This window comes from Streptomyces sp. NPDC094147, assembly GCF_044764265.1.
Lineage (GTDB): Bacteria > Actinomycetota > Actinomycetes > Streptomycetales > Streptomycetaceae > Streptomyces.
This window is the reverse complement of sequence record NZ_JBIWHT010000021.1, coordinates 1-19,129: the sequence shown is the minus strand read 5'-3', so window position 1 is coordinate 19,129 and position 19,129 is coordinate 1. Positions and strand designations below refer to the sequence as shown.

Sequence of the window (19,129 nt, the reverse complement as noted above, 5' to 3'; positions counted from 1 at the left end):
GTTACTTCTTGCGGCGACGGCCGCCCGTGCTCTTCTGGGCCTTGCGGCGCTCGGCGCGGGTCATGCCGTCCGCCTCCGAGCGGGCCGGCTCGTCACCGTTGTCGAAGTCGCCCTCGACCACGCCGCCCTCGCCGTCCACCGTCGGCGCCGAGAAGTGCAGCCGGTCCGGGCGCTGCGGGGCGTCCAGACCCTTCGCCCGGATCTCGGGACGCGCGGCCGGAATGACGTCCTCCTTGCTGAGGGAGGTCGCCTCGGCGGGCGCGGTGTCCTGGACCGGGACCTCCTCGACCTGCTGCTCGACCTGGACCTCCAGGTTGAACAGGTAGCCGACCGACTCCTCCTTGATGCCCTCCATCATGGCGTTGAACATGTCGAAGCCCTCGCGCTGGTACTCGACCAGCGGGTCCTTCTGCGCCATGGCCCGCAGGCCGATGCCCTCCTGGAGGTAGTCCATCTCGTAGAGGTGCTCGCGCCACTTGCGGTCCAGGACCGAGAGCACCACGCGGCGCTCCAGCTCGCGCATGATGTCCGAGCCGAGCTGCTCCTCGCGGGAGGCGTACTGCTCGTAGATGTCGTCCTTGACGGACTCGGCGATGAACTCGGCGGTGATGCCCGCCCGGTCGCCCGCCGCCTCCTCCAGCTCCTCCACGGTGACCTTCACCGGGTAGAGCTGCTTGAACGCGCCCCACAGCCGGTCCAGGTCCCACTCCTCGGCGAAGCCCTCGACGGTCTCGGCCTGGATGTAGGCGTCGATGGTGTCGTCCATGAAGTGCTTCACCTGCTCGTGCAGGTCCTCGCCCTCCAGGACGCGGCGGCGCTCGCCGTAGATGACCTCGCGCTGGCGGTTGAGCACCTCGTCGTACTTCAGGACGTTCTTGCGGGTCTCGAAGTTCTGCTGCTCGACCTGCGACTGGGCCGAGGCGATGGCGCGCGTCACCATCTTGTTCTCGATCGGCACGTCGTCCGGAACGTTGGCCATCGACATGACGCGCTCGACCATCTGGGCCTTGAACAGGCGCATCAGGTCGTCGCCGAGCGAGAGGTAGAAGCGGGACTCGCCCGGGTCGCCCTGACGGCCGGAGCGGCCGCGCAGCTGGTTGTCGATGCGCCGCGACTCGTGCCGCTCGGTACCGAGGACGTACAGGCCGCCGAGGTCCTTGACCTCTTCGAACTCGGCCTTGACGGCCTCCTCGGCCTTCTCCAGGGCGGCGGGCAGCGCGGCGGCCCACTCCTCGACGTGCTCCACGGGGTCGAGGCCCGCCTGGCGCAGCTCCGCCTCGGCGAGGTCGTCCGGGTTGCCGCCGAGCTTGATGTCGGTGCCTCGTCCGGCCATGTTGGTGGCGACGGTGACGGCGCCCTTGCGGCCCGCCTGGGCGACGATGATCGCCTCACGGTCGTGCTGCTTGGCGTTGAGCACCTCGTGCTGGATGCCGCGCTTGGAGAGCTGCTGCGAGAGGTACTCGGACTTCTCGACCGAGGTGGTGCCGACCAGGATCGGCTGGCCCTTCTCGTGCTTCTCGGCGATGTCGTCCACGACCGCGTCGAACTTGGCGACCTCGGTGCGGTAGATCAGGTCCGACTGGTCCTTGCGGACCATGGGCTTGTTCGTCGGGATCGGCACGACGCCCAGCTTGTAGATCTGGTGGAACTCGGCGGCCTCGGTCATCGCCGTGCCGGTCATGCCGGAGAGCTTGGAGTAGAGGCGGAAGAAGTTCTGCAGGGTGATCGTGGCGAGCGTCTGGTTCTCGTCCTTGATGTCCACCCCTTCCTTCGCCTCGATCGCCTGGTGCATGCCCTCGTTGTAGCGGCGGCCGGCGAGGATACGGCCGGTGTGCTCGTCGACGATCATGACCTCGCCGTCGATGACGACGTAGTCCTTGTCGTTCTTGAACAGTTCCTTCGCCTTGATGGCGTTGTTGAGGTAACCGACGAGCGGGGTGTTCACCGACTCGTAGAGGTTGTCGATGCCCAGCCAGTCCTCGACCTTGGCGACGCCGGGCTCGTGGATGGCGACGGTGCGCTTCTTCTCGTCGACCTCGTAGTCGCCGGTCTCCTCGATGCCCTTCAGCGGGTTGCCCGCCTCGCCCTTGGTGAGGCGCGTCACCAGCTTGGCGAAGTCGCCGTACCACTTGGTGGCCTGGTCGGCCGGGCCGGAGATGATCAGCGGCGTACGGGCCTCGTCCACCAGGATCGAGTCGACCTCGTCCACGATCGCGAAGTTGTGGCCGCGCTGGACGAGCTCGTCCTGGGACCACGCCATGTTGTCGCGGAGGTAGTCGAAGCCGAACTCGTTGTTCGTGCCGTACGTGATGTCGCAGCTGTACTGCGCGCGGCGCTCGGCGGGCGACATGTTGGCCAGGATGCAACCGACCTCAAGACCGAGGAACTTGTGCACCCGGCCCATCATTTCGGAGTCGCGCTCGGCCAGGTAGTCGTTGACCGTGATCAGGTGCACGCCCTTGCCGGACAGCGCGTTCAGATACGCCGGCAGCGTGCCGACGAGGGTCTTGCCCTCACCGGTCTTCATCTCGGCCACGTAGCCGAGGTGCAGGGCGGCGCCGCCCATCATCTGGACGTCGTAATGACGCTGGCCGAGGACGCGCTTGGCCGCCTCCCGCACGGTCGCGAAGGCTTCGGGAAGCAGGTCGTCCAGGCTCTCGCCGTCCGCGTACCGCTCCTTGTATTCGTCGGTGAGGGCACGCAGCTCGGCGTCGGAGAGGTTGACGAAGTCCTCTTCGATGGAGTTGACCTGGTCCGCGATGCGGTGCAGCTTGCGCAGGATCTTGCCTTCGCCTGCACGCATGATCTTTGAGAGGACGGACACGGGGGTTGGTCTCCTTGCCGGTCGGGCCTGGCGCGGTCGAGTGAGCGGTTGGGTGTAGCTACAGCAACGGTCATCGTATGCGAGGACCCGCCCGCGCCGGGAGGTCTGCCGTTACGACAACGGACAGGACCCGCCGAAGGTGCCGGTCGGGCGGCGAAATGTGTTGGCTCCCCGGCCCGCCCGCGCGGAGAATCGGCCGATGGAGCCCGTCACCCTCACCACCGCACGCCTGCTGCTGCGCCCCGTCGGCCCCGAGGACGCGGATGCCGCCTACGCGGCCTGTCAGGACCCCGACATCCAGCGCTGGACCACCGTGCCCTCCCCGTACCTGCGCGAGCACGCGGAGAGCTTCACCACGAACTTCGGCCCGGACGGCTGGCGCAACGACACCGACTACACCTTCGCAGTACTTACTGCGGACGGTACGACCCTGGTCGCCATGATCGGCGTGGCGCGGCGCGGGCCGGGCCTCGCGGAGCTGGGCTTCTGGGCGGCCAAGGAGCACCGCGGCCGCGGCTATATGACGGAGGCGGCTCTGGCGGTCGCCCGCTGGGCCTTCGAGCGGGCCGCCGTCGACCGCCTGGAGTGGCGGGCGGTCGTCGGCAACGAGGCCTCCCGCGCGGTCGCCCTGAGGGCCGGCTTCGTCATGGAGGGCACGCTGCGCTCGGCGGCCGTGCACCGGAGCGCCCGCCTGGACAGCTGGATCGGCGCCCTGCTCCCGTCCGACCTGGGCCTGCCGGGCGTGCTTCCGCACCTGCCCGCGCAGAGCTGATCTTCGCCCCCGCGTTGTCAGTGGCGGCGGCTATCGTGCGGAGGATGACGAGCCTGCCGCCTCCCGCCGCCGAACTGTCCGCCGACGAGGCCCGCCGGATAGCCCTACGGGCCCAGGGCTTCCTCGGCGCGCCCGACCGCCGGGGCGGGGTGCGCGGGATCCTGCGCCACCTGGGCGCGGTCCAGCTCGACACCATCTCCGTGCTCGCCCGCTCGCACGAGCTGATCCCGTACGCGCGCCTGGGCGCCGTCGGCCGCAAGGCGGTCGAGGACGCCTACTGGAGCGGCAGCCACTCCTTCGAGTACTGGTCGCACGCGGCCTGCGTGCTGCCCGTCGAGGAGTGGCCGCACTTCGCCTTCCGCCGCCGCGCCTACCGCTCCCGGCCGCACTGGCACCACCACCTGCCCGACGGCGCCTACGAGCAGGTGATCAAGCAGCTGCGCGCCGAAGGCCCGCTCACCGCAACGGACTTGGGCGGCGCCAAGAACAAGGGCGAGTGGTGGGACTGGTCGGAGTCGAAGGTCGCCGTCGAGCGGGCGCTGATGTACGGCGAGGTGGTGTGCACCGAGCGGCGCGGCTGGAAGCGCGTGTACGACCTGGCCGAGCGGGCCGTTCCGGACGCCCTGCTGCACGACGACCTGGACGACACGGAGTGCCTGCGCCGCCTGGTGCGGCTGGCCGGGCAGTCACTGGGGGTCGGCACCCGCGCGGACATCGCCGACTACCACCGTCTCAAGGGCGAGCAGTTCGACGCGGTGGTCGCCGATTCGGGTCTGGTGCCGGTCACCGTGCAGGGCTGGTCCAAGCCCGCCTGGGCGGATCCGCAGGCGCTGGCCACCGAGCCGCGCGGCCGCCACCGCACCACACTTCTCTCGCCGTTCGACTCGCTGATCTGGGAGCGCGCCCGCACCGAGCGCATCTTCGGCTTCGCCCACCGGCTGGAGGCGTACGTCCCCAAGCCCAAGCGCGTCCACGGCTACTTCGCGATGCCGCTGCTCTCGGGCGGCCGGCTGATCGGCCGGGTCGACCCGGCGCGCGAGGGGCGCACCCTGGTCGCCAAGCAGGTCTCCCTGGCATCGGAAAAGGCCGTCCGGCCCATGGCCCAGGCCCTGTTGGAGGCCGCCGAGTGGGTGGGCTGCGACTCCGTACGGATCGAACGGGCCGGGACCCCGCAGCAGGCGGCGGCGCTGACCTCGGCGCTGGCTATCTGATCTCAAGGATCTTCTCGCGCATCGCGTAGACCACCGCCTCCATCCTGGAGTGCAGCTGGAGCTTCTCCAGGATGTTGCGCACATGGTTCTTCACGGTGTTCTCGGAGATGAACAACTCCTTCGCGATGTCGCGGTTGTTCATCCCCGTGGCGACCAGTTTGAGGACCTCCAGCTCGCGGTCGGTGAGCCGGGGCGCGGGCACCAGGCGCCGCTCGTCGGTGCGCTGGATCATCGACTTGAACTCGGTGAGCAGCTTGGAGGCCATCGAGGGGCTGATCTGCGACTGCCCGTCGGCCACCGCCCGGATGGCGGTGGCCACCTCGTCGGTGGAGATCTCCTTGAGGAGATAACCCGTTGCCCCCGCCTTGATCGCGTCGTAGAGGTCGGCCTCCTCGTCGCTGATCGTCAGCATGATGATCTTCGCGCTGGGAGCCACCTCCTTGATGGAGGTGCAGGCCTCGATGCCGCCGCGCCGGGGCATCCGCACGTCCATCAGCACGATGTCCGGCAGCAGGTCGGCGGCCTTGTCCACGGCCTCCGCCCCGTCCCCGGCCTCGCCGACGACCTGGATGTCCTCCTCGGCCGCCAGCACGATCTCCAGCCCCCGGCGGAAGAGGGCGTGGTCGTCCACCACCAGGACCCGGATCGGCTCCTTGCGGGACGCCCCCGCGTCCATCCCGGTCTCGCTGTCCCCACCGTTCGGGCTTTCGGCGTATGAACCGCCGTGCACCGGCCCGAAGCTGTCCGCCATCGTTCCTCCCCCTGAAGGCCGTGGCCCGAGTTGGTGTCGCGGCACCAACCCCGCTCCAGGGAGCAGCGGTTGGCGTGCGACGCCATGATTTCATGCCCGGCCTGCAGAACGGTGATCCAGTGGTCGCACGGTGGTGCCCCTGGGGGCGCACAAGCGCTCCAGGGGCACCTTCACCCGGTGGTACGGCGCGCGGTCCGCATGCGTTCAGCGCGCCGACCGGCGGTTGCCCGTGGTCCTTTCCGGCCAGGATCAGCCGCCCAGGGCACCGCCCGCACCGCTCGCGTCCTCACCGGCGAGCGGGTCGGTCTCCAGGTGGATGACGCCGTAGTCGTAGGCGTGCCGCCGGTAGACGACACTGGGGTGCTTCGTCTCCGAGTCGACGAACAGGTAGAAGTCGTGCCCGACCAGCTCCATCTCGTAGAGCGCCTGGTCGAGCGTCATCGGGGCTGCGACATGCGTCTTCTCGCGAACCACCAGCGGTCCTTCGCCCTGCACTTCGAGCGAACCGATCCTGGTGGTGGGAATGCGCTCTTCCTTCGAACCGTCCACAGGCTCGCCGCTTCCGTTCATCTGCGCCACACCCGGTACGGCATCGACGACCTCGGCGGCCGAGAGCCGGCCGTTGCCCCGGCGCGTGTAGCGCTTGTCGTGCTGCTTGCGCAGCCGCGCCTCCAGCTTGCCGGTCGCCAGGTCGAGCGCCGCGTACGGGTCTGCTGCCGCCGCCTCCGCGCGGATCACGGGACCGCGCGAGTGGAGGGTGATCTCCACCCGGTCCGACCGGTCCGCCTGCCGCGGGTTGTGTTCCTTGGACACCTCGACGTCGAGGCTGATTACCTTGCCGTCGAGCTTCTGGATCTTCTCCAGCTTCAGCTTCTCGGCCACGTGCTTGCGGAACCGCTCGGGCACCTCGGTCTTGCGGCCCTTGACGACGATGTCCACGCAGAACTCCGTTCCCGGATCGCTCCGCCTCAGTGCGGAGCTGCTCCCTTTTGCACCAGACCCCGGTGAGTGCCGGGGCCTCGGACTCGGTGACGTATCACCTCCTCCTCCCCCGTCGAGAAGATCCCCACCCCACCAAGTCGGGGGTAAGTGAAAACGCGCCGAAGCTCAGCCGTGCATTAAGTGAACGGTCTTTCGCCATTCCTCACAACCGAACATAGCTCGCCCGGCCGGTTCTCGGCACCCGCTACTCGCACGTACCTCCACTCAGGTGTTTCCGCCCTCTCACTACCTGCAACGATGCAAGTTATCCGTCAGTTCCGGTTTATTGCGAAGGATTCCGGAGTGGCCGCGACAACCGCGGCCACCGGGCGCGGAACACCTGCGTCGCGCAGGGCCTCGCCCGTCCCCGGCCGGTACGGCGATGCTCCGATGGGGGGAAATCCCGGAATTCCCTGCCCATGGCATCCATCTCCGTACCCGTGCGCCTGCGCGGTGCGGATCGCCCGCGCCGCCTCCACCAGCGACGCACCCGTCGTCATCAGATCGTCCACCAGCACCACCCGGCCGCCCCTCAGCAGCCGCTCGCCGCCGCCCGCGACCACCAGCGCCCCGGACAGATTCGCGAGCCGCTGCGGGGCGCTCAGCCCCGCCTGGTCCACCACCGCACGCCGCTGCCGCAGGACCGCGGCCACCCGGGCATCCGTACCCGTCCGCCGCAGCTCCCCGGCCGCGGCCAGGGCCATCCGGCGGGCCGCGTCGTGCCCGCGGGCACGCACCGCACGCCGTGACGAAGGCATCGGGACCAGCAGCAACGGCCCAGGCCCACCGGGACCGCCAGCCGCCCGCACGGCCCCCGCCAGCGCCTGCCCGAGCACCCCGGCAAGACCGAGCGCGCCCCGCTCCTTGTGGCCGAGCAGCACCGCCCGCACGGCGTCCTCGTACGGCGCCGCCGCGTACACCACGGGCAGCCCGGCGGGCTCCGGCGCCGGCCGCACCCGGCGCGCGGGCGCACCGAGCAGCGCCGCCCGGCACCGCTCGCACAGCGCCGTGCGCGGCCTGCCGCAGCCGCCGCACGCGGTCGGCAGCACAAGGCCGGAGAACTCCTGCCACCACCCCCGCATGCATCCACTGTGCCAAGGGGCGCGAGCCCCGGCCACCCCTGTGGACAACCGGCCCCGGCTACCCCGGATAGGCGGGCGCCGAGCCCTTCTTGACGGCCGTCCTCCAGTTCGCGCCGGGCGGCAGCCGGACGATGCCGTCCTCCTGAGAATGCGCCACCAGCGGCATCCGGTCGTCGTCCGTGGCCGCGACGTCCGTCACCTTGTTGACGCTCGGCAGCGTGCCGGACGCCGAGGTCGAGCCGTCCGTCTGCACATAGCGCAGCTGCTGGGAGACCCCGCCGAACTCCTTGCCGACCACCACGAGGCGGCTGCGCCCGGCCCAGGACACGGCGGTCACGTCCTCCATCTGCGGTGCCCCGGCGCGCAGTTCGACCACCGAGACCACACTCTTGTCGCCGTCGCCGGTCCGCTCGACCCGGCCGATCCGCAGCGTCTTACGGCCGCCCTCGAAAACGAGCAGCGCGACCCGTACACCGTCCGCCGACATCCGCACCTGCTCGATGCGCGCACCGTTGAGACCGGCGACATCGACTGTCTCGGGCTCCCCCGTGCCCTGGGCGAGGCGCAGCAGCCTCGGCCTGGCCGGATTGCGGTCGGCCACCCACAGGTCGCCGCGCCCGTCCCAGCTCGGCGCCGAGAGGCCGCCGCTCTTCGCATCCCTGTCGTCGCTGGTCACCGGCGTCCTCACGAGCTCGGCGCCGGCCGCGAGCGGGGCCACGAACAGGGACTTGCCGTCCGCCGACACCCCGGCCGCCCGCTTCTCGTCCCGCGAGACCGCGACCGTACGCACCTGCTGCTCACCCTTGCCGAACGGGCCCTGCACCGGCTCCGTCACCACCGCGGCGTCCGAACCGTCCGTACCGCTCGACCCGTCGGTGCCGCCGGAGCTGTCCGCGCTCGCGGCGGCGGCCCGCATGCGCGCCACATGACCGCCCGCGTCCACGAAGTACTGGCCGGGACTGGTCGACATGCGGTCCGGCGCGTACGTCTCGGCCTGGTCGCCGCTGAGCACACACAGCTGCGAGCCGTTGGCCCGGTCGAGCTCCACCTGGCCTATCCGAGTGGTCGTCAGATCCCGCAGGGTGAACAGGAGTTGGGCCGCCATCCGCTTGCACTGCGCCTCACCGGCGTTCGAGGCCCGCTCGTTCAGCGGCACCTTCAGCGCGTTGCGGTCGTCCAGGGCGAGCGACTTGGTGTCGCTCTTGAGTCCCGTACCGGACGGAAACTTCGAAGTGACCACCGGTTTCAGCCAGTTGGTCGGGCCGTTCAGGACCGACTGCACCGTCTGCGTGATCAGGTTCATCTGCGTCTCGGGGTCGTTGCGCTGGCGCACGTACACCGGGTCGGCGACCAGCCGGTCCTGCCCCGCGGCGAAGTAGTAGGTGTTGACGGAGCGGTAGATGCGCTGGAAGTCGGACTGCCCGAGCAGCAGTCCCTCCGGCAGCGCGTCGATGCGCCACTCCTTGCCCGTCCCGTCCTGGCCGCTCTGCCGCACCAGGTGGATCGTCTGGCTGTAGGTGTCCTGCGGCTTGGCCGGCTGGTACGCGTGCTGCTGGTCGACGACGGCTACGGGTTTGCCGGACACCGTGAAGGTGAAGCCGTTCGAGTCCGCGCCCCGGTCGCTGGACCGGTTGGGCTGGGGGTCCGGGCCGCCGGCGAGGACCGTGACCTCGCTGGGCTGCCAGTCCCGCGCCGCCTTCGCGGTCAGATACTGGCGGGCCATCGCGAACTGCGGATCGTCGCTGGTCATCGCCTCCAGGAAGCCCGAGACGATCTCATTGGGATCGGCCCCGGGCCGCGGCGGCACGGCGTACACCTGCACCTGCGAATCGGCCCGCTGGGACGCCGAGACCCCGTGCACATCGCCGCTGCTCGGCATGGACGCGCAGCCCGACACGAGCAACGCCCCGCTGCCCAGCACGACCGCCAACCGCGGCAGCTTGCCGAAGCCCCTCCCCCGCTCAGCGCCCACGGGCCGATCCCTCCTGGTCAGTCGCTTCACTGAGCTGCTCCGGACGTTCCGCGGCGGGCCGTGCGGGCGGCTCCCCGTCGCCGAGCCGGGCCACCACCCGGCCCCCGCCGCCTCCGGGCAGCCCGGCCGGGCTCGCCCCGGGACCCGAGGTGCGCGGACGCGCCGGGGCGGTGGGCGGCACGGGCAGCGTCGAACGGTCCAGCCGCGGCGTCGGCACGGTCGAGAGCCGGTTGCCCTGCGCCTGGTCCGACGCGGCCTCCGCCTTGGCGCGCTCACGGGCCGCCCGCGAGTCCTCCGGCTCCAGCGGTATCGGCGATCCGCGCAACGGTTCGTCGGCGGTACGCGGCAGGGTCAGCCGGAACTGCGAACCGCCGCCCGGCTCTCCCCAGGCCTGCAGCCAGCCGGCGTGCAGCCGCGCGTCCTCGACGGCGATGGACAGGCCCAGCCCCGTACCACCGGTGGTACGGGCGCGCGCCGGATCGGCCCGCCAGAACCGGTTGAACACCCGGGTCGCCTCACCGGGCTTGAGTCCCACGCCGTAGTCGCGCACCGCGACCGCCACGGCCCCGCCGGCCGCCGCGAGCCGTACCACCACGTCCCTGCCCTCGCCGTGCTCGACGGCGTTGACGACCAGGTTGCGCAGCACCCGCTCCACGCGGCGGGCATCGGCCTCGGCGACCACCGGCTGTTCGTCGCCGACGACCCGTATCCGGGTTCCCTTGCGCTCGGCCAGCGGCTCGGCGCCCTCGATCACCCGGCGCACGACCTCCCGCAGGTCTATCGGCTCGGCTTCGAGGGCCGCCGCGCCCGCGTCGAAGCGGCTGATTTCCAGGAGGTCGGCGAGCAGCGACTCGAAACGGTCCAGCTGCCCGGCGAGGAGCTCGGCCGAGCGCGCCGTCACCGGATCGAAGTCGACCCGCGCCTCATGGATGACATCGGCTGCCATCCGTACGGTCGTCAGCGGTGTGCGCAGCTCGTGAGAGACGTCGGAGACGAACCGCCGCTGCATCCGCGACAGCTCCTCCAGCTGGTTGATCTTGACCTGAAGGTTCTGCGCCATCTTGTTGAAGGCCTCGCCGAGCCGGGCGATGTCGTCCTCACCGGTGACCTTCATGCGCTCTCTGAGCACGCCCGTGGAGAGCCGCTCGGCGACTCCGGCCGCCATCCGGACCGGCGTCACCACTTGGCGCACCACGAGCCAGGCGATCGCCCCGAGCAGCACCACGACGAAGAGCCCGGCGGTCGCCAGCGTCGTCTTGACGAGGGTGAGCGACTTCTCCTCCTGCACCAGCGGGAAGAGGTAGTAGAGCTGGTACGACTGCCCGTCGACGTCCTTGAGGCGGGTGCCCACCACCAGACCGGGCTCGGCGTCCTGACCGTCGGTGAACTTGATGGAGGTGTACGTCTTGAACGCGCCGGTTCCCTCGTCGACGCTGTCGCGCAGGTTCTGCGGAACGCTCGCGAGGGGGTCCACATAGCCGGAGGCGCGCGGCCCCCGGTTGCTGGACGCGGAGTCCGAATCCGCCGAGGCCGACCCCAGGGCGACGACGTAGAACGCGCCCTGGCCGCTGCTCGCGAGCTGGGTCACCAGGTCGTTGCGCCAGCTCACCGAGGAGCCGGAGCCACGACCGCCCGCGGTGGAGTCGTCGCCGGACGAGACGGGCGTGCCGGCCTTGTCCTTCGCCACCGAGAATCCGCCCGCGGACTGGCTCTCGGCCGCCTTCTCCTTGGTTTCGAGCAGGCCGTTGCGCACCGCCCCGATGACCACGAAGCCGAGCAGCACGACCACACCCAGCGACATCAACAGGGTGGCCGCGACCACCCGCAGCTGGATGTTGCGCCGCCACAGCCGCGCGGCGGGCAGCAGCGGCCGCCGCACCCAGCGCACGACGAGGCGCAGCACCGGACCGCCGGGCGCTCCGTCCTGGAGCAACCGGCCGCCCCAGGACGTCTTGCGCCCAGCTTCTTGGGTCATCTCAGCTCAGTCCTGCCTTGTAACCGACCCCGCGGACGGTCACCACGATCTCCGGCCGCTCGGGGTCCTTCTCGACCTTCGAACGAAGCCGCTGGACATGCACGTTCACCAGCCGGGTGTCCGCCGCGTGCCGGTAGCCCCAGACCTGTTCGAGGAGTACCTCACGAGTGAACACCTGCCACGGCTTGCGGGCGAGCGCGACCAGCAGGTCGAACTCGAGCGGGGTCAGCGCGATCGACTGCCCGTCCCGCTTCACCGAGTGCCCGGCCACGTCGATCACCAGATCGCCTATCGCGAGCTGCTCGGGCGCCGGCTCCTCCGACCTACGCAGCCGGGCCCGGATCCGGGCGACCAGCTCCTTCGGCTTGAACGGCTTCACGATGTAGTCATCGGCTCCTGACTCCAGACCGACGACCACGTCAACGGTGTCGCTCTTGGCGGTGAGCATGACGATCGGCACACCCGACTCGGCCCTGATCAGCCTGCAGACCTCGATGCCGTCCCGTCCGGGCAGCATGAGATCGAGCAGCACCAGGTCGGGCTTGGCGTCACGGAATGCCGCCAGTGCCTTGTCGCCATCCGCTACGAACGACGGCTCAAAACCTTCTCCACGCAACACAATGCCGAGCATCTCGGCCAGTGCGGTGTCGTCGTCGACGACAAGGACGCGTCCCTTCATAAACGTCATCATCCCATTAGCTAATCGTTACCTGGCGTGACCTGGCACACAGCTCCCTCAGCCCGCCGCCTGTCACCGGGGACAGCACACCTTCCTCCGTGACGATCGCCGTGACCAGTTCGGGTGGTGTCACATCGAAGGCGGGGTTGTACGCCTGCGTCCCCAGCGGCGCCACCGCGAGGCCGGAACCGGCCCCCCAGCCGCCCCCGGGAAGCTGCGGGGCAGTGAGCTCCGTCACCTCCTGGCCGGGCCGCTGCTCGACCTCGATCGAGGCGCCGTCCGGGGTGTCCAGATCCACCGTGGTGACCGGCGCGACCACGATGAACGGCACGTGGTGGTACTTGGCGAGCACCGCGAGCGGATAACTGCCCACCTTGTTCGCCACCGAGCCGTCGCCCGCGATCCGGTCGGCGCCGATGAGCACAGCATCCACCTCACCGGACGCGAACAGCGACCCGGCCGCGTTGTCGCTCAGCAGGCTGTACGGCATCCCGCTGCCCGCCGCTTCGTACGCCGTCAGCCTCGCCCCCTGCAACAGCGGCCGCGTCTCGTCCACCCACAGCCGCCGCAGCCTGCCCACCCGATGTGCGGCCAGCGCGACCGCGAAGGCGGTGCCCTCGCCGCCGGAGACCAGTCGGCCGGTGTTGCAGTGCGTGAGGATGCGGTGGCTGCCACCGGGCAGCAGTTCGTCAAGGAGCGCAAGCCCGTGCCCGGCCATCCGCGCGCTTGCCTCGGCATCGGCCCGGTGCAGCTCCTTGGCGGCGGCCAGCGCCACCGCCCCGGCCTCCACCGGCCCCGCGCCCTTCTCGACAGCGGCACGGTACGCCCCGGCCGCCAGCCGCACCCCGTAGCCGAGGTTGACGGCGGTGGGCCGAGCCTCCGCGAGCAGCGCCGCAGCCTCGTCCACGTCGTACCCGCGTGCCGCGGCGAGCGCCACCCCGTACGCCCCGGCGATGCCGAGCAGCGGGGCGCCGCGTACGGCCAGCGTCTGGATGGCCCGCACCAGCCCCGGCACATCCGTGCAGACGAGCTCCACCTCCTCGGCGGGCAGCCGGGTCTGGTCGAGAAGGACCAGCACGGGGCCCTCCGGCGGCTCGTCCCAGCGCAGCGAGGGCAGCCCCGTGGCACCGGGCTCCATCGTGGTTCGCACGTCCTGATCAGCCATCCGCCCAGTCTGCCCCGTGAGCCACCGACAATTGAAGGTGCCAACGAGATACCGCGGCCGGTCCGCGGTCCCGGTCCACGTGGCACGATGGCAGCCAACCCGAAGGAACCGGCGCGCGCAGCCGGTCCCGCGACCAATCCACGAGGTGGACCACCGTGAACGACTCTCCGGGCTGGGCCTCGCCCGGATCGGCCCCTTCCGACGGCGACAACTCCGGCGCGCCCACGCAGCCCGAGCCGTCGGACCGGGCCCGAGCCTCCTCGAAGTGGTCGCAGGACCAGCCCCCGGCCGCCCAGTGGTCCGCGCCGGGCGCCGGCCAGACGCCGCCCCCGCCGGCACCCGGCTGGGGTGGCCCCCAGCAGGGGCACGGCGGCTGGGGCCAGGTGCCGAGGCAGCCCCCGGGCGGCAACTGGAACCAGAACTACGGACGCCCGCCCGCCGCCAAGCCGGGTGTCATCCCGCTGCGTCCGCTGGGCGTCGGAGAGATCCTGGACGGCGCGGTCTCCACGGCGCGCGCCCATTGGCGCACGGTCCTCGGTCTGACGCTGACCGTCGCGGTGATCTCGCAGCTGGCCCAGATCCTCGCCACGCGCTTCATCCTGCCGGCCCCCGCCACGGTCGACCCGAACGCCACCGGCACCGAAGCCGTCAACCAGGCCTTCGACGCGCTGCGGTCCAGCCTGATCGACCTGACACCGCCCCTGATCATCGGCCAGCTCGCGACGCTCTTCACCACGGCCGTACTCACCATCGTGGTCAGCCGTTCCGTCCTCGGCCGCCCGGTGAGCCTGGGCGACGCCTGGACCGAGGCCCGCCCGCGGCTGCTGAGCCTGCTCGGTCTGCTCAGCCTCCTGTTCGTCATGCTCGCCGCGATCATGGCCGTCGGCATCCTTCCCGGGGTCCTCATCGGCGGAGGCGGCGGCGCGGCACTCGCCGTGCTCGGCGGTCTCGCCGCGTCCGTGGTCGCCCTGTGGCTCTACATCCGGTTCAGCCTCGCGTCGCCGGCCCTGATGCTGGAACGGCAGAGCATCGTCCAGTCCCTGCGCCGCTCCACCAAGCTGGTCAACGGCTCCTGGTGGCGCATCTTCGGCATCATGCTGCTGACGTCGATCCTGATGACCATCGTCTCGATGATCATCGTGTTCCCGTTCTCCGCGATCGCGATGGCGGTGGACAGCAACTCCTTCAGCGACATCCTCAACGGGGGCACCCCGCAGTTCGGCTGGGCCTACCTGATCGTCTCCGGCATCGGAGCCGTGATCGCCTCCGCCATCACCTACCCCATCGCCGCCGGTGTGAGCGTTCTGCTCTACATCGACCAGCGCATCCGCCGCGAGGCCCTCGACCTCGAACTCGCCCGCGCCGCGGGCGTCCCCGGCTACGAGACACCCGGGAGCTGATGGGGTGTCAGAAGCGGGGGGCTTCATCACGGCACGACTACTGAACGGCGCATCCGGCGCACCTCCGGTGGACATTCCTCGCGACCCGGCCCGAGAAGCGGCCAGGCGCGAGCTGTCCGACCCGGTGTACCACCAGAACGACCCGAGCCTGCTCCAGCGTGTCCTCAACAAGTTCTGGGACTGGGTCGGTTCGCTCTTCGACTCGGCCTCCGGTGCGGTCCCCGGCGGCCCACTCGGCCTGCTCGTGATCGTCATCGCCGTGCTCGCTCTGATCGCCGCCCTCTGGTGGCGCCTCGGCACCCCGCAGCGGACCTCCACCTCGGGCGGAACCCTCTTCGCCGACCGCCCGCGCAGCGCCGCCGAACACCGCACCGCGGCCGAGGCCCACGCCGAAGCCCGCCGCTGGAACGAGGCCGTGCAGGAACGGATGCGTGCCATCGTCCGCTCGTTGGAGGAACGCGCGCTCCTCGACCCCCGCCCCGGCCGCACCGCCGACGAGGCCGCCGCCGAAGCGGCCCGCATATTCGACGACGTCACATACGGCGGGCGCACAGCGGACGAAGCGGCGTATCTGGGGTTGCGCGACCTCGACCGGGACCTCGAACGCACCAAGCCCGCGTTGAGCGACGCGGCCCAAGGGACCGCCGAATGACCACCGCCACGACCGCCGCCACCTCCACCTCGGTCACACCACGCCAGTTGTGGACCCGAACCCGCGGCTTGCTCCTGGCCCTCGCGATCCTGATCGCGGCCGGCGTCGCACTCGCCGCGATGCGCTCCGACGCCCAGCACGGCAGCCTCGACCCGCGCTCCGCCGATCAGTACGGCAGCCGCGCCGTCGCCCAACTCCTCAAGACCCAGCGAGTCTCCACGCGGGTCGTCACCACCCTCGATGAGGCAACGGCGGCCACCGGCCCCGACAACACGCTCCTGGTCACGGTCCCCGATCTCCTGACGGAGGACCAGCAGCGCCAACTCCGCACCGCCACCGCCGACTCGGGCGGCCGTACGATCCTCATCGCACCCGGCCCGCCGTCCCTGGGCATCCTCGCCCCCGGTGTACGCGCCGAGGCCCCCGTCTCCGTAAAGCCCCGCGACCCCGCCTGCGCCCAGCCCACAGCGACCCGCGCCGGACGCGCGGACACCGGCGGCGTCCGCTACTCGGCCGACGGCGAGAACGACGAGGGCTGCTACCCGGCGGACGGCCTGCCCACTCTGCTCCGCACCACGGCCCAGGGCCGGGGCGACACCATTCTCCTCGGCGCCCCCGACATCCTCCTCAACCACCGGCTCGACAAGGAGGGCAACGCCTCCCTCGCCCTCCAACTGCTCGGCACTCGTCCCCATCTGGTCTGGTACCTCCCCTCGTTGGGTGATGCGTCCGCCACCGACGGCGGCAAACGCTCCTTCTTCGACCTGATCCCGTCCGGATGGCGCTGGGCCACCCTCCAACTCGCCCTCGCCGCCGTACTCGCCGCCCTCTGGCGAGCGCGTCGGCTCGGCCCTCTCGTGACCGAGCAACTCCCGGTCGCCGTCCGCGCGTCCGAGGCCACCGAGGGCCGCGCCCGCCTCTACCGCAAGACCAAGGCGCGCGACCGTGCCGCCGACACCCTCCGATCGGCCGTCCGCGCCCGGCTGGCCCCCCTCCTCGGCGTGCCCGCCTCGTCGGCGCACTCCCCCGAACTTCTCGTCCCCGCCGTCTCGGCCCGGCTCCCCGCCGTTGGCCGCGACCCCCATTCCCTGCTCTTCGGCCCAACACCGGCCGACGACGCCGCACTTGTCCGCCTCGCGGACGAACTGGACGCCCTCGAAAGAGAGGTACGCACTTCATGAGCGACCGCACCCCGGAGACCGCAGCGCACCCGGACAGCGCCCGCGCTTCGCTGGAAGCCCTGCGCGCCGAGATCGCCAAGGCCGTGGTCGGCCAGGACTCCGCCGTCACCGGCCTCGTCGTCGCCCTCCTCTGCCGCGGCCATGTGCTGCTCGAAGGGGTGCCGGGCGTCGCCAAGACCCTCCTGGTGCGCGCGTTGGCAGCCTCCCTCGAACTCGACACCAAGCGCGTCCAGTTCACCCCCGATCTGATGCCGAGCGATGTCACGGGCTCTCTCATCTACGACGCCCGCACCGCCGAGTTCTCCTTCCAGCCCGGTCCTGTCTTCACCAACCTGCTGCTCGCGGACGAGATCAACCGCACCCCGCCCAAGACCCAGTCCTCCCTCCTCGAGGCCATGGAGGAACGACAGGTCACGGTCGACGGCATCCCACGCCTCCTGCCGAACCCGTTCCTGGTGGCCGCCACTCAGAACCCGGTCGAGTACGAGGGCACGTACCCCCTCCCGGAGGCCCAACTGGACCGATTCCTCCTGAAGTTGACGGTCCCGCTGCCCTCACGCCAGGACGAGATAGACGTACTGACCCGCCACGCGGACGGCTTCAACCCTCGCGATCTGAAGGCGGCAGGCGTACGCCCCGTGGCCGGTCCCGCCGACCTCGAAGCCGCCCGCGCCGCCGTCGCCAAGACCTCGGTCTCCGCCGAGATCACCGGCTATGTCGTCGATATCTGTCGTGCCACGCGTGAGTCCCCCTCGCTCAGCCTCGGGGTCTCCCCGCGAGGCGCCACCGCCCTGCTCTCCACGGCTCGGGCCTGGGCCTGGCTCACCGGCCGGGACTATGTCATCCCGGACGATGTGAAAGCCCTGGCACTCCCCACACTTCGCCACCGCATCCAACTGCGCCCCGAAGCCGAGATGGAGGGCGTCACCGCCGACTCCGTCATCACTTCGGTCCTCGCCCACGTCCCCGTGCCCCGCTGAGGCGACTCATGGCCCTCACCGGACGCTCCGCACTCCTGGCCGCCCTCGGCTCCATCCCGGCCGGTGTCTTCGCCCCGGGCTGGACCGGCATGCTGGCGGTCAACGCTCCCCTTGCACTCGCAATTCTGTGCGACTACGCATGTGCCGCGCCAGTGCAAAAGCTCCAGTTCACTCGAAGTGGTGATACGTCAGTTCGACTCGGTGAAGCCGCCGAGGTCGTCCTCACCGTCACCAACCCGTCGAACCGCCGTCTCCGCGCCCAGCTCAGGGACGCCTGGCCGCCCAGCAGTTGGCCTTCCGGCACCGAACAGACAGCATCACGGCACCCGTTGACGATCCCGGCCGGCGAACGGCGCCGACTGTCCACCGTGCTGCGGCCGACCCGCCGCGGCGACCGCCGGGCGGACCGCATCACGATCCGCTCCTACGGCCCCCTCGGCCTGGCCGCCCGACAGGGCAGCCACCAGGTCCCCTGGACGGTCCGCGCCCTGCCGCCGTTCGCGAGCCGCAAGCACCTGCCGTCCCGGCTGGCCCGACTCCGCGAACTCGACGGCCGTACCAGCGTGTTGACCCGCGGGGAAGGCACCGAGTTCGACAGCCTCCGCGCGTACGTCCCCGGCGACGACACCCGCTCCATCGACTGGCGGGCAACCGCCCGCCAGGGAAATGTCGCCGTACGCACCTGGCGCCCGGAGCGCGACCGCCACATCCTCGTCGTCCTCGACACGGGGCGCACTTCGGCCGGCCGCGTGGGAGACGTACCCCGGCTCGACGCCTCCATGGACGCCGCTCTGCTGCTCGCCGCCCTCGCCTCGCGAGCCGGCGACCGGGTCGACCTCCTCGCGTACGACCGCCGGGTACGCGCCCAAGTCCAGGGCCGTCCCGCAGGTGAACTCCTGCCCGCGCTGGTCAACGCCATGGCCCCGCTCGAACCGACTCTGGTGGAGACCGACGCCCGTGGCCTCAGCGCAGCTGCCCTGAATCACGCGCCCCGCCGCTCGCTGCTCGTCCTGCTGACCAGCCTTGACGCAGCGCCGGTCGAAGAAGGCCTGCTCCCGGTGCTTCCCCAGCTCACCAAGCGCCACACAGTGCTGGTCGCCTCAGTGGCCGACCCCCACATCCAGGAGATGTCAGCCAGACGCGGCACCGTCGAAGCCGTCTACGAAGCCGCTGCCGCCAGCAAGACCCAGGAACAACGCCGCTGCACCGCCGAAAAACTGATGCGTCAGGGCGTCACAGTCGTCGATGCCACCCCGGACAATCTGGCCCCGACACTGGCCGACGCATACCTTGAGCTGAAGGCCGGAGGCCGACTGTAAGAAAGGGTGGTGTGAAGAAGGGAAGGCTTCGCCTCCTTCTTCACACCACCCCTAAACGCGGAAAAGCCCCGCACCGTGATCCCGAAGGAACCTGGTGCGGGGCTTTCCCCAAAAATTGTTCGGCGGCGTCCTACTCTCCCACAGGGTCCCCCCTGCAGTACCATCGGCGCTGAAAGGCTTAGCTT

Annotated in this window: 15 protein-coding genes; 7 read left to right on the top strand and 8 right to left on the bottom strand. The window is 70.6% G+C overall.

Translation table 11 applies throughout. From position 1 onward, the window contains the following. Position 1: 1 nt before the first annotated feature. Complete coding sequence (gene secA / locus ACIQ8J_RS25920; protein WP_403274777.1) at positions 2–2,824, bottom strand: preprotein translocase subunit SecA; 2,823 nt, start codon at positions 2,822–2,824, stop codon at positions 2–4. Positions 2,825–3,023: 199 nt separating this feature from the next. Between secA and ACIQ8J_RS25915 the strand changes: the two genes are divergently transcribed. After that, complete coding sequence (locus ACIQ8J_RS25915; RefSeq protein WP_403274775.1) at positions 3,024–3,596, top strand: GNAT family N-acetyltransferase; 573 nt, start codon at positions 3,024–3,026, stop codon at positions 3,594–3,596. Between the two features lie 44 nt (positions 3,597–3,640). Beyond that, positions 3,641–4,807, top strand: coding sequence for a winged helix-turn-helix domain-containing protein (locus tag ACIQ8J_RS25910; protein ID WP_403274774.1), 1,167 nt, complete (start codon positions 3,641–3,643; stop codon positions 4,805–4,807). Here ACIQ8J_RS25910 and ACIQ8J_RS25905 read toward each other — a convergent pair. From ACIQ8J_RS25905 to mtnA, 7 genes are all read right to left on the bottom strand, one after another. Next, positions 4,800–5,558, bottom strand: a complete 759-nt coding sequence (locus ACIQ8J_RS25905; RefSeq protein ID WP_403274773.1) for a response regulator — start codon at positions 5,556–5,558, stop codon at positions 4,800–4,802. The two genes, ACIQ8J_RS25910 and ACIQ8J_RS25905, sit on opposite strands and share 8 nt — an antisense overlap. Positions 5,559–5,807: 249 nt before the next feature. Next, a complete protein-coding gene (gene hpf, locus ACIQ8J_RS25900; protein ID WP_403274772.1) occupies positions 5,808–6,497 on the bottom strand; it encodes a ribosome hibernation-promoting factor, HPF/YfiA family in 690 nt (229 codons plus the stop codon). 314 nt (positions 6,498–6,811) lie between these two features. Continuing rightward, positions 6,812–7,621, bottom strand: coding sequence for a ComF family protein (locus ACIQ8J_RS25895; protein WP_403274771.1), 810 nt, complete (start codon positions 7,619–7,621; stop codon positions 6,812–6,814). Positions 7,622–7,679: 58 nt separating this feature from the next. Further along, positions 7,680–9,593 (bottom strand): LpqB family beta-propeller domain-containing protein, encoded by a 1,914-nt coding sequence (locus ACIQ8J_RS25890; protein ID WP_403274770.1) that lies wholly within the window; start codon positions 9,591–9,593, stop codon positions 7,680–7,682. Next, positions 9,583–11,568, bottom strand: a complete 1,986-nt coding sequence (gene mtrB / locus ACIQ8J_RS25885) for an MtrAB system histidine kinase MtrB (RefSeq protein WP_403274769.1) — start codon at positions 11,566–11,568, stop codon at positions 9,583–9,585. Before mtrB ends, ACIQ8J_RS25890 begins: the two co-directional genes overlap by 11 nt. A 1-nt stretch (position 11,569) precedes the next feature. Further along, positions 11,570–12,259 (bottom strand): two-component system response regulator MtrA, encoded by a 690-nt coding sequence (mtrA, locus tag ACIQ8J_RS25880; protein WP_403274768.1) that lies wholly within the window; start codon positions 12,257–12,259, stop codon positions 11,570–11,572. Positions 12,260–12,263: 4 nt separating this feature from the next. Continuing rightward, the gene (mtnA, locus tag ACIQ8J_RS25875) at positions 12,264–13,412 is read right to left on the bottom strand and encodes an S-methyl-5-thioribose-1-phosphate isomerase (RefSeq protein WP_403274767.1); all 1,149 of its coding nucleotides are present in this window, start codon (positions 13,410–13,412) and stop codon (positions 12,264–12,266) included. A 155-nt stretch (positions 13,413–13,567) separates the two neighbouring features. On the opposite strand from mtnA, the gene ACIQ8J_RS25870 reads away from it, so the two are divergent. Genes ACIQ8J_RS25870 through ACIQ8J_RS25850 form a run of 5 tightly spaced genes read left to right on the top strand, consistent with a single transcriptional unit; the run spans position 13,568 to position 18,944 of the window. After that, positions 13,568–14,812: a glycerophosphoryl diester phosphodiesterase membrane domain-containing protein gene (locus tag ACIQ8J_RS25870; RefSeq protein ID WP_403274765.1), complete on the top strand. Its 1,245-nt coding sequence runs from the start codon at positions 13,568–13,570 to the stop codon at positions 14,810–14,812. 4 nt (positions 14,813–14,816) lie between these two features. After that, entirely contained in the window at positions 14,817–15,464 is a 648-nt protein-coding gene (locus ACIQ8J_RS25865) for a DUF4129 domain-containing protein (protein WP_403274764.1), read from the top strand. Continuing rightward, positions 15,461–16,645 (top strand): DUF4350 domain-containing protein, encoded by a 1,185-nt coding sequence (locus ACIQ8J_RS25860; protein WP_403274763.1) that lies wholly within the window; start codon positions 15,461–15,463, stop codon positions 16,643–16,645. The genes ACIQ8J_RS25865 and ACIQ8J_RS25860 overlap by 4 nt, the downstream gene beginning before the upstream one ends. Further along, on the top strand, positions 16,642–17,625 hold the full coding sequence (locus ACIQ8J_RS25855) for an AAA family ATPase (protein ID WP_403274762.1): 984 nt from the start codon (positions 16,642–16,644) through the stop codon (positions 17,623–17,625). Before ACIQ8J_RS25860 ends, ACIQ8J_RS25855 begins: the two co-directional genes overlap by 4 nt. 8 nt (positions 17,626–17,633) lie before the next feature. Continuing rightward, on the top strand, positions 17,634–18,944 hold the full coding sequence (locus tag ACIQ8J_RS25850; protein WP_403274760.1) for a DUF58 domain-containing protein: 1,311 nt from the start codon (positions 17,634–17,636) through the stop codon (positions 18,942–18,944). Positions 18,945–19,129 lie beyond the last annotated feature (185 nt).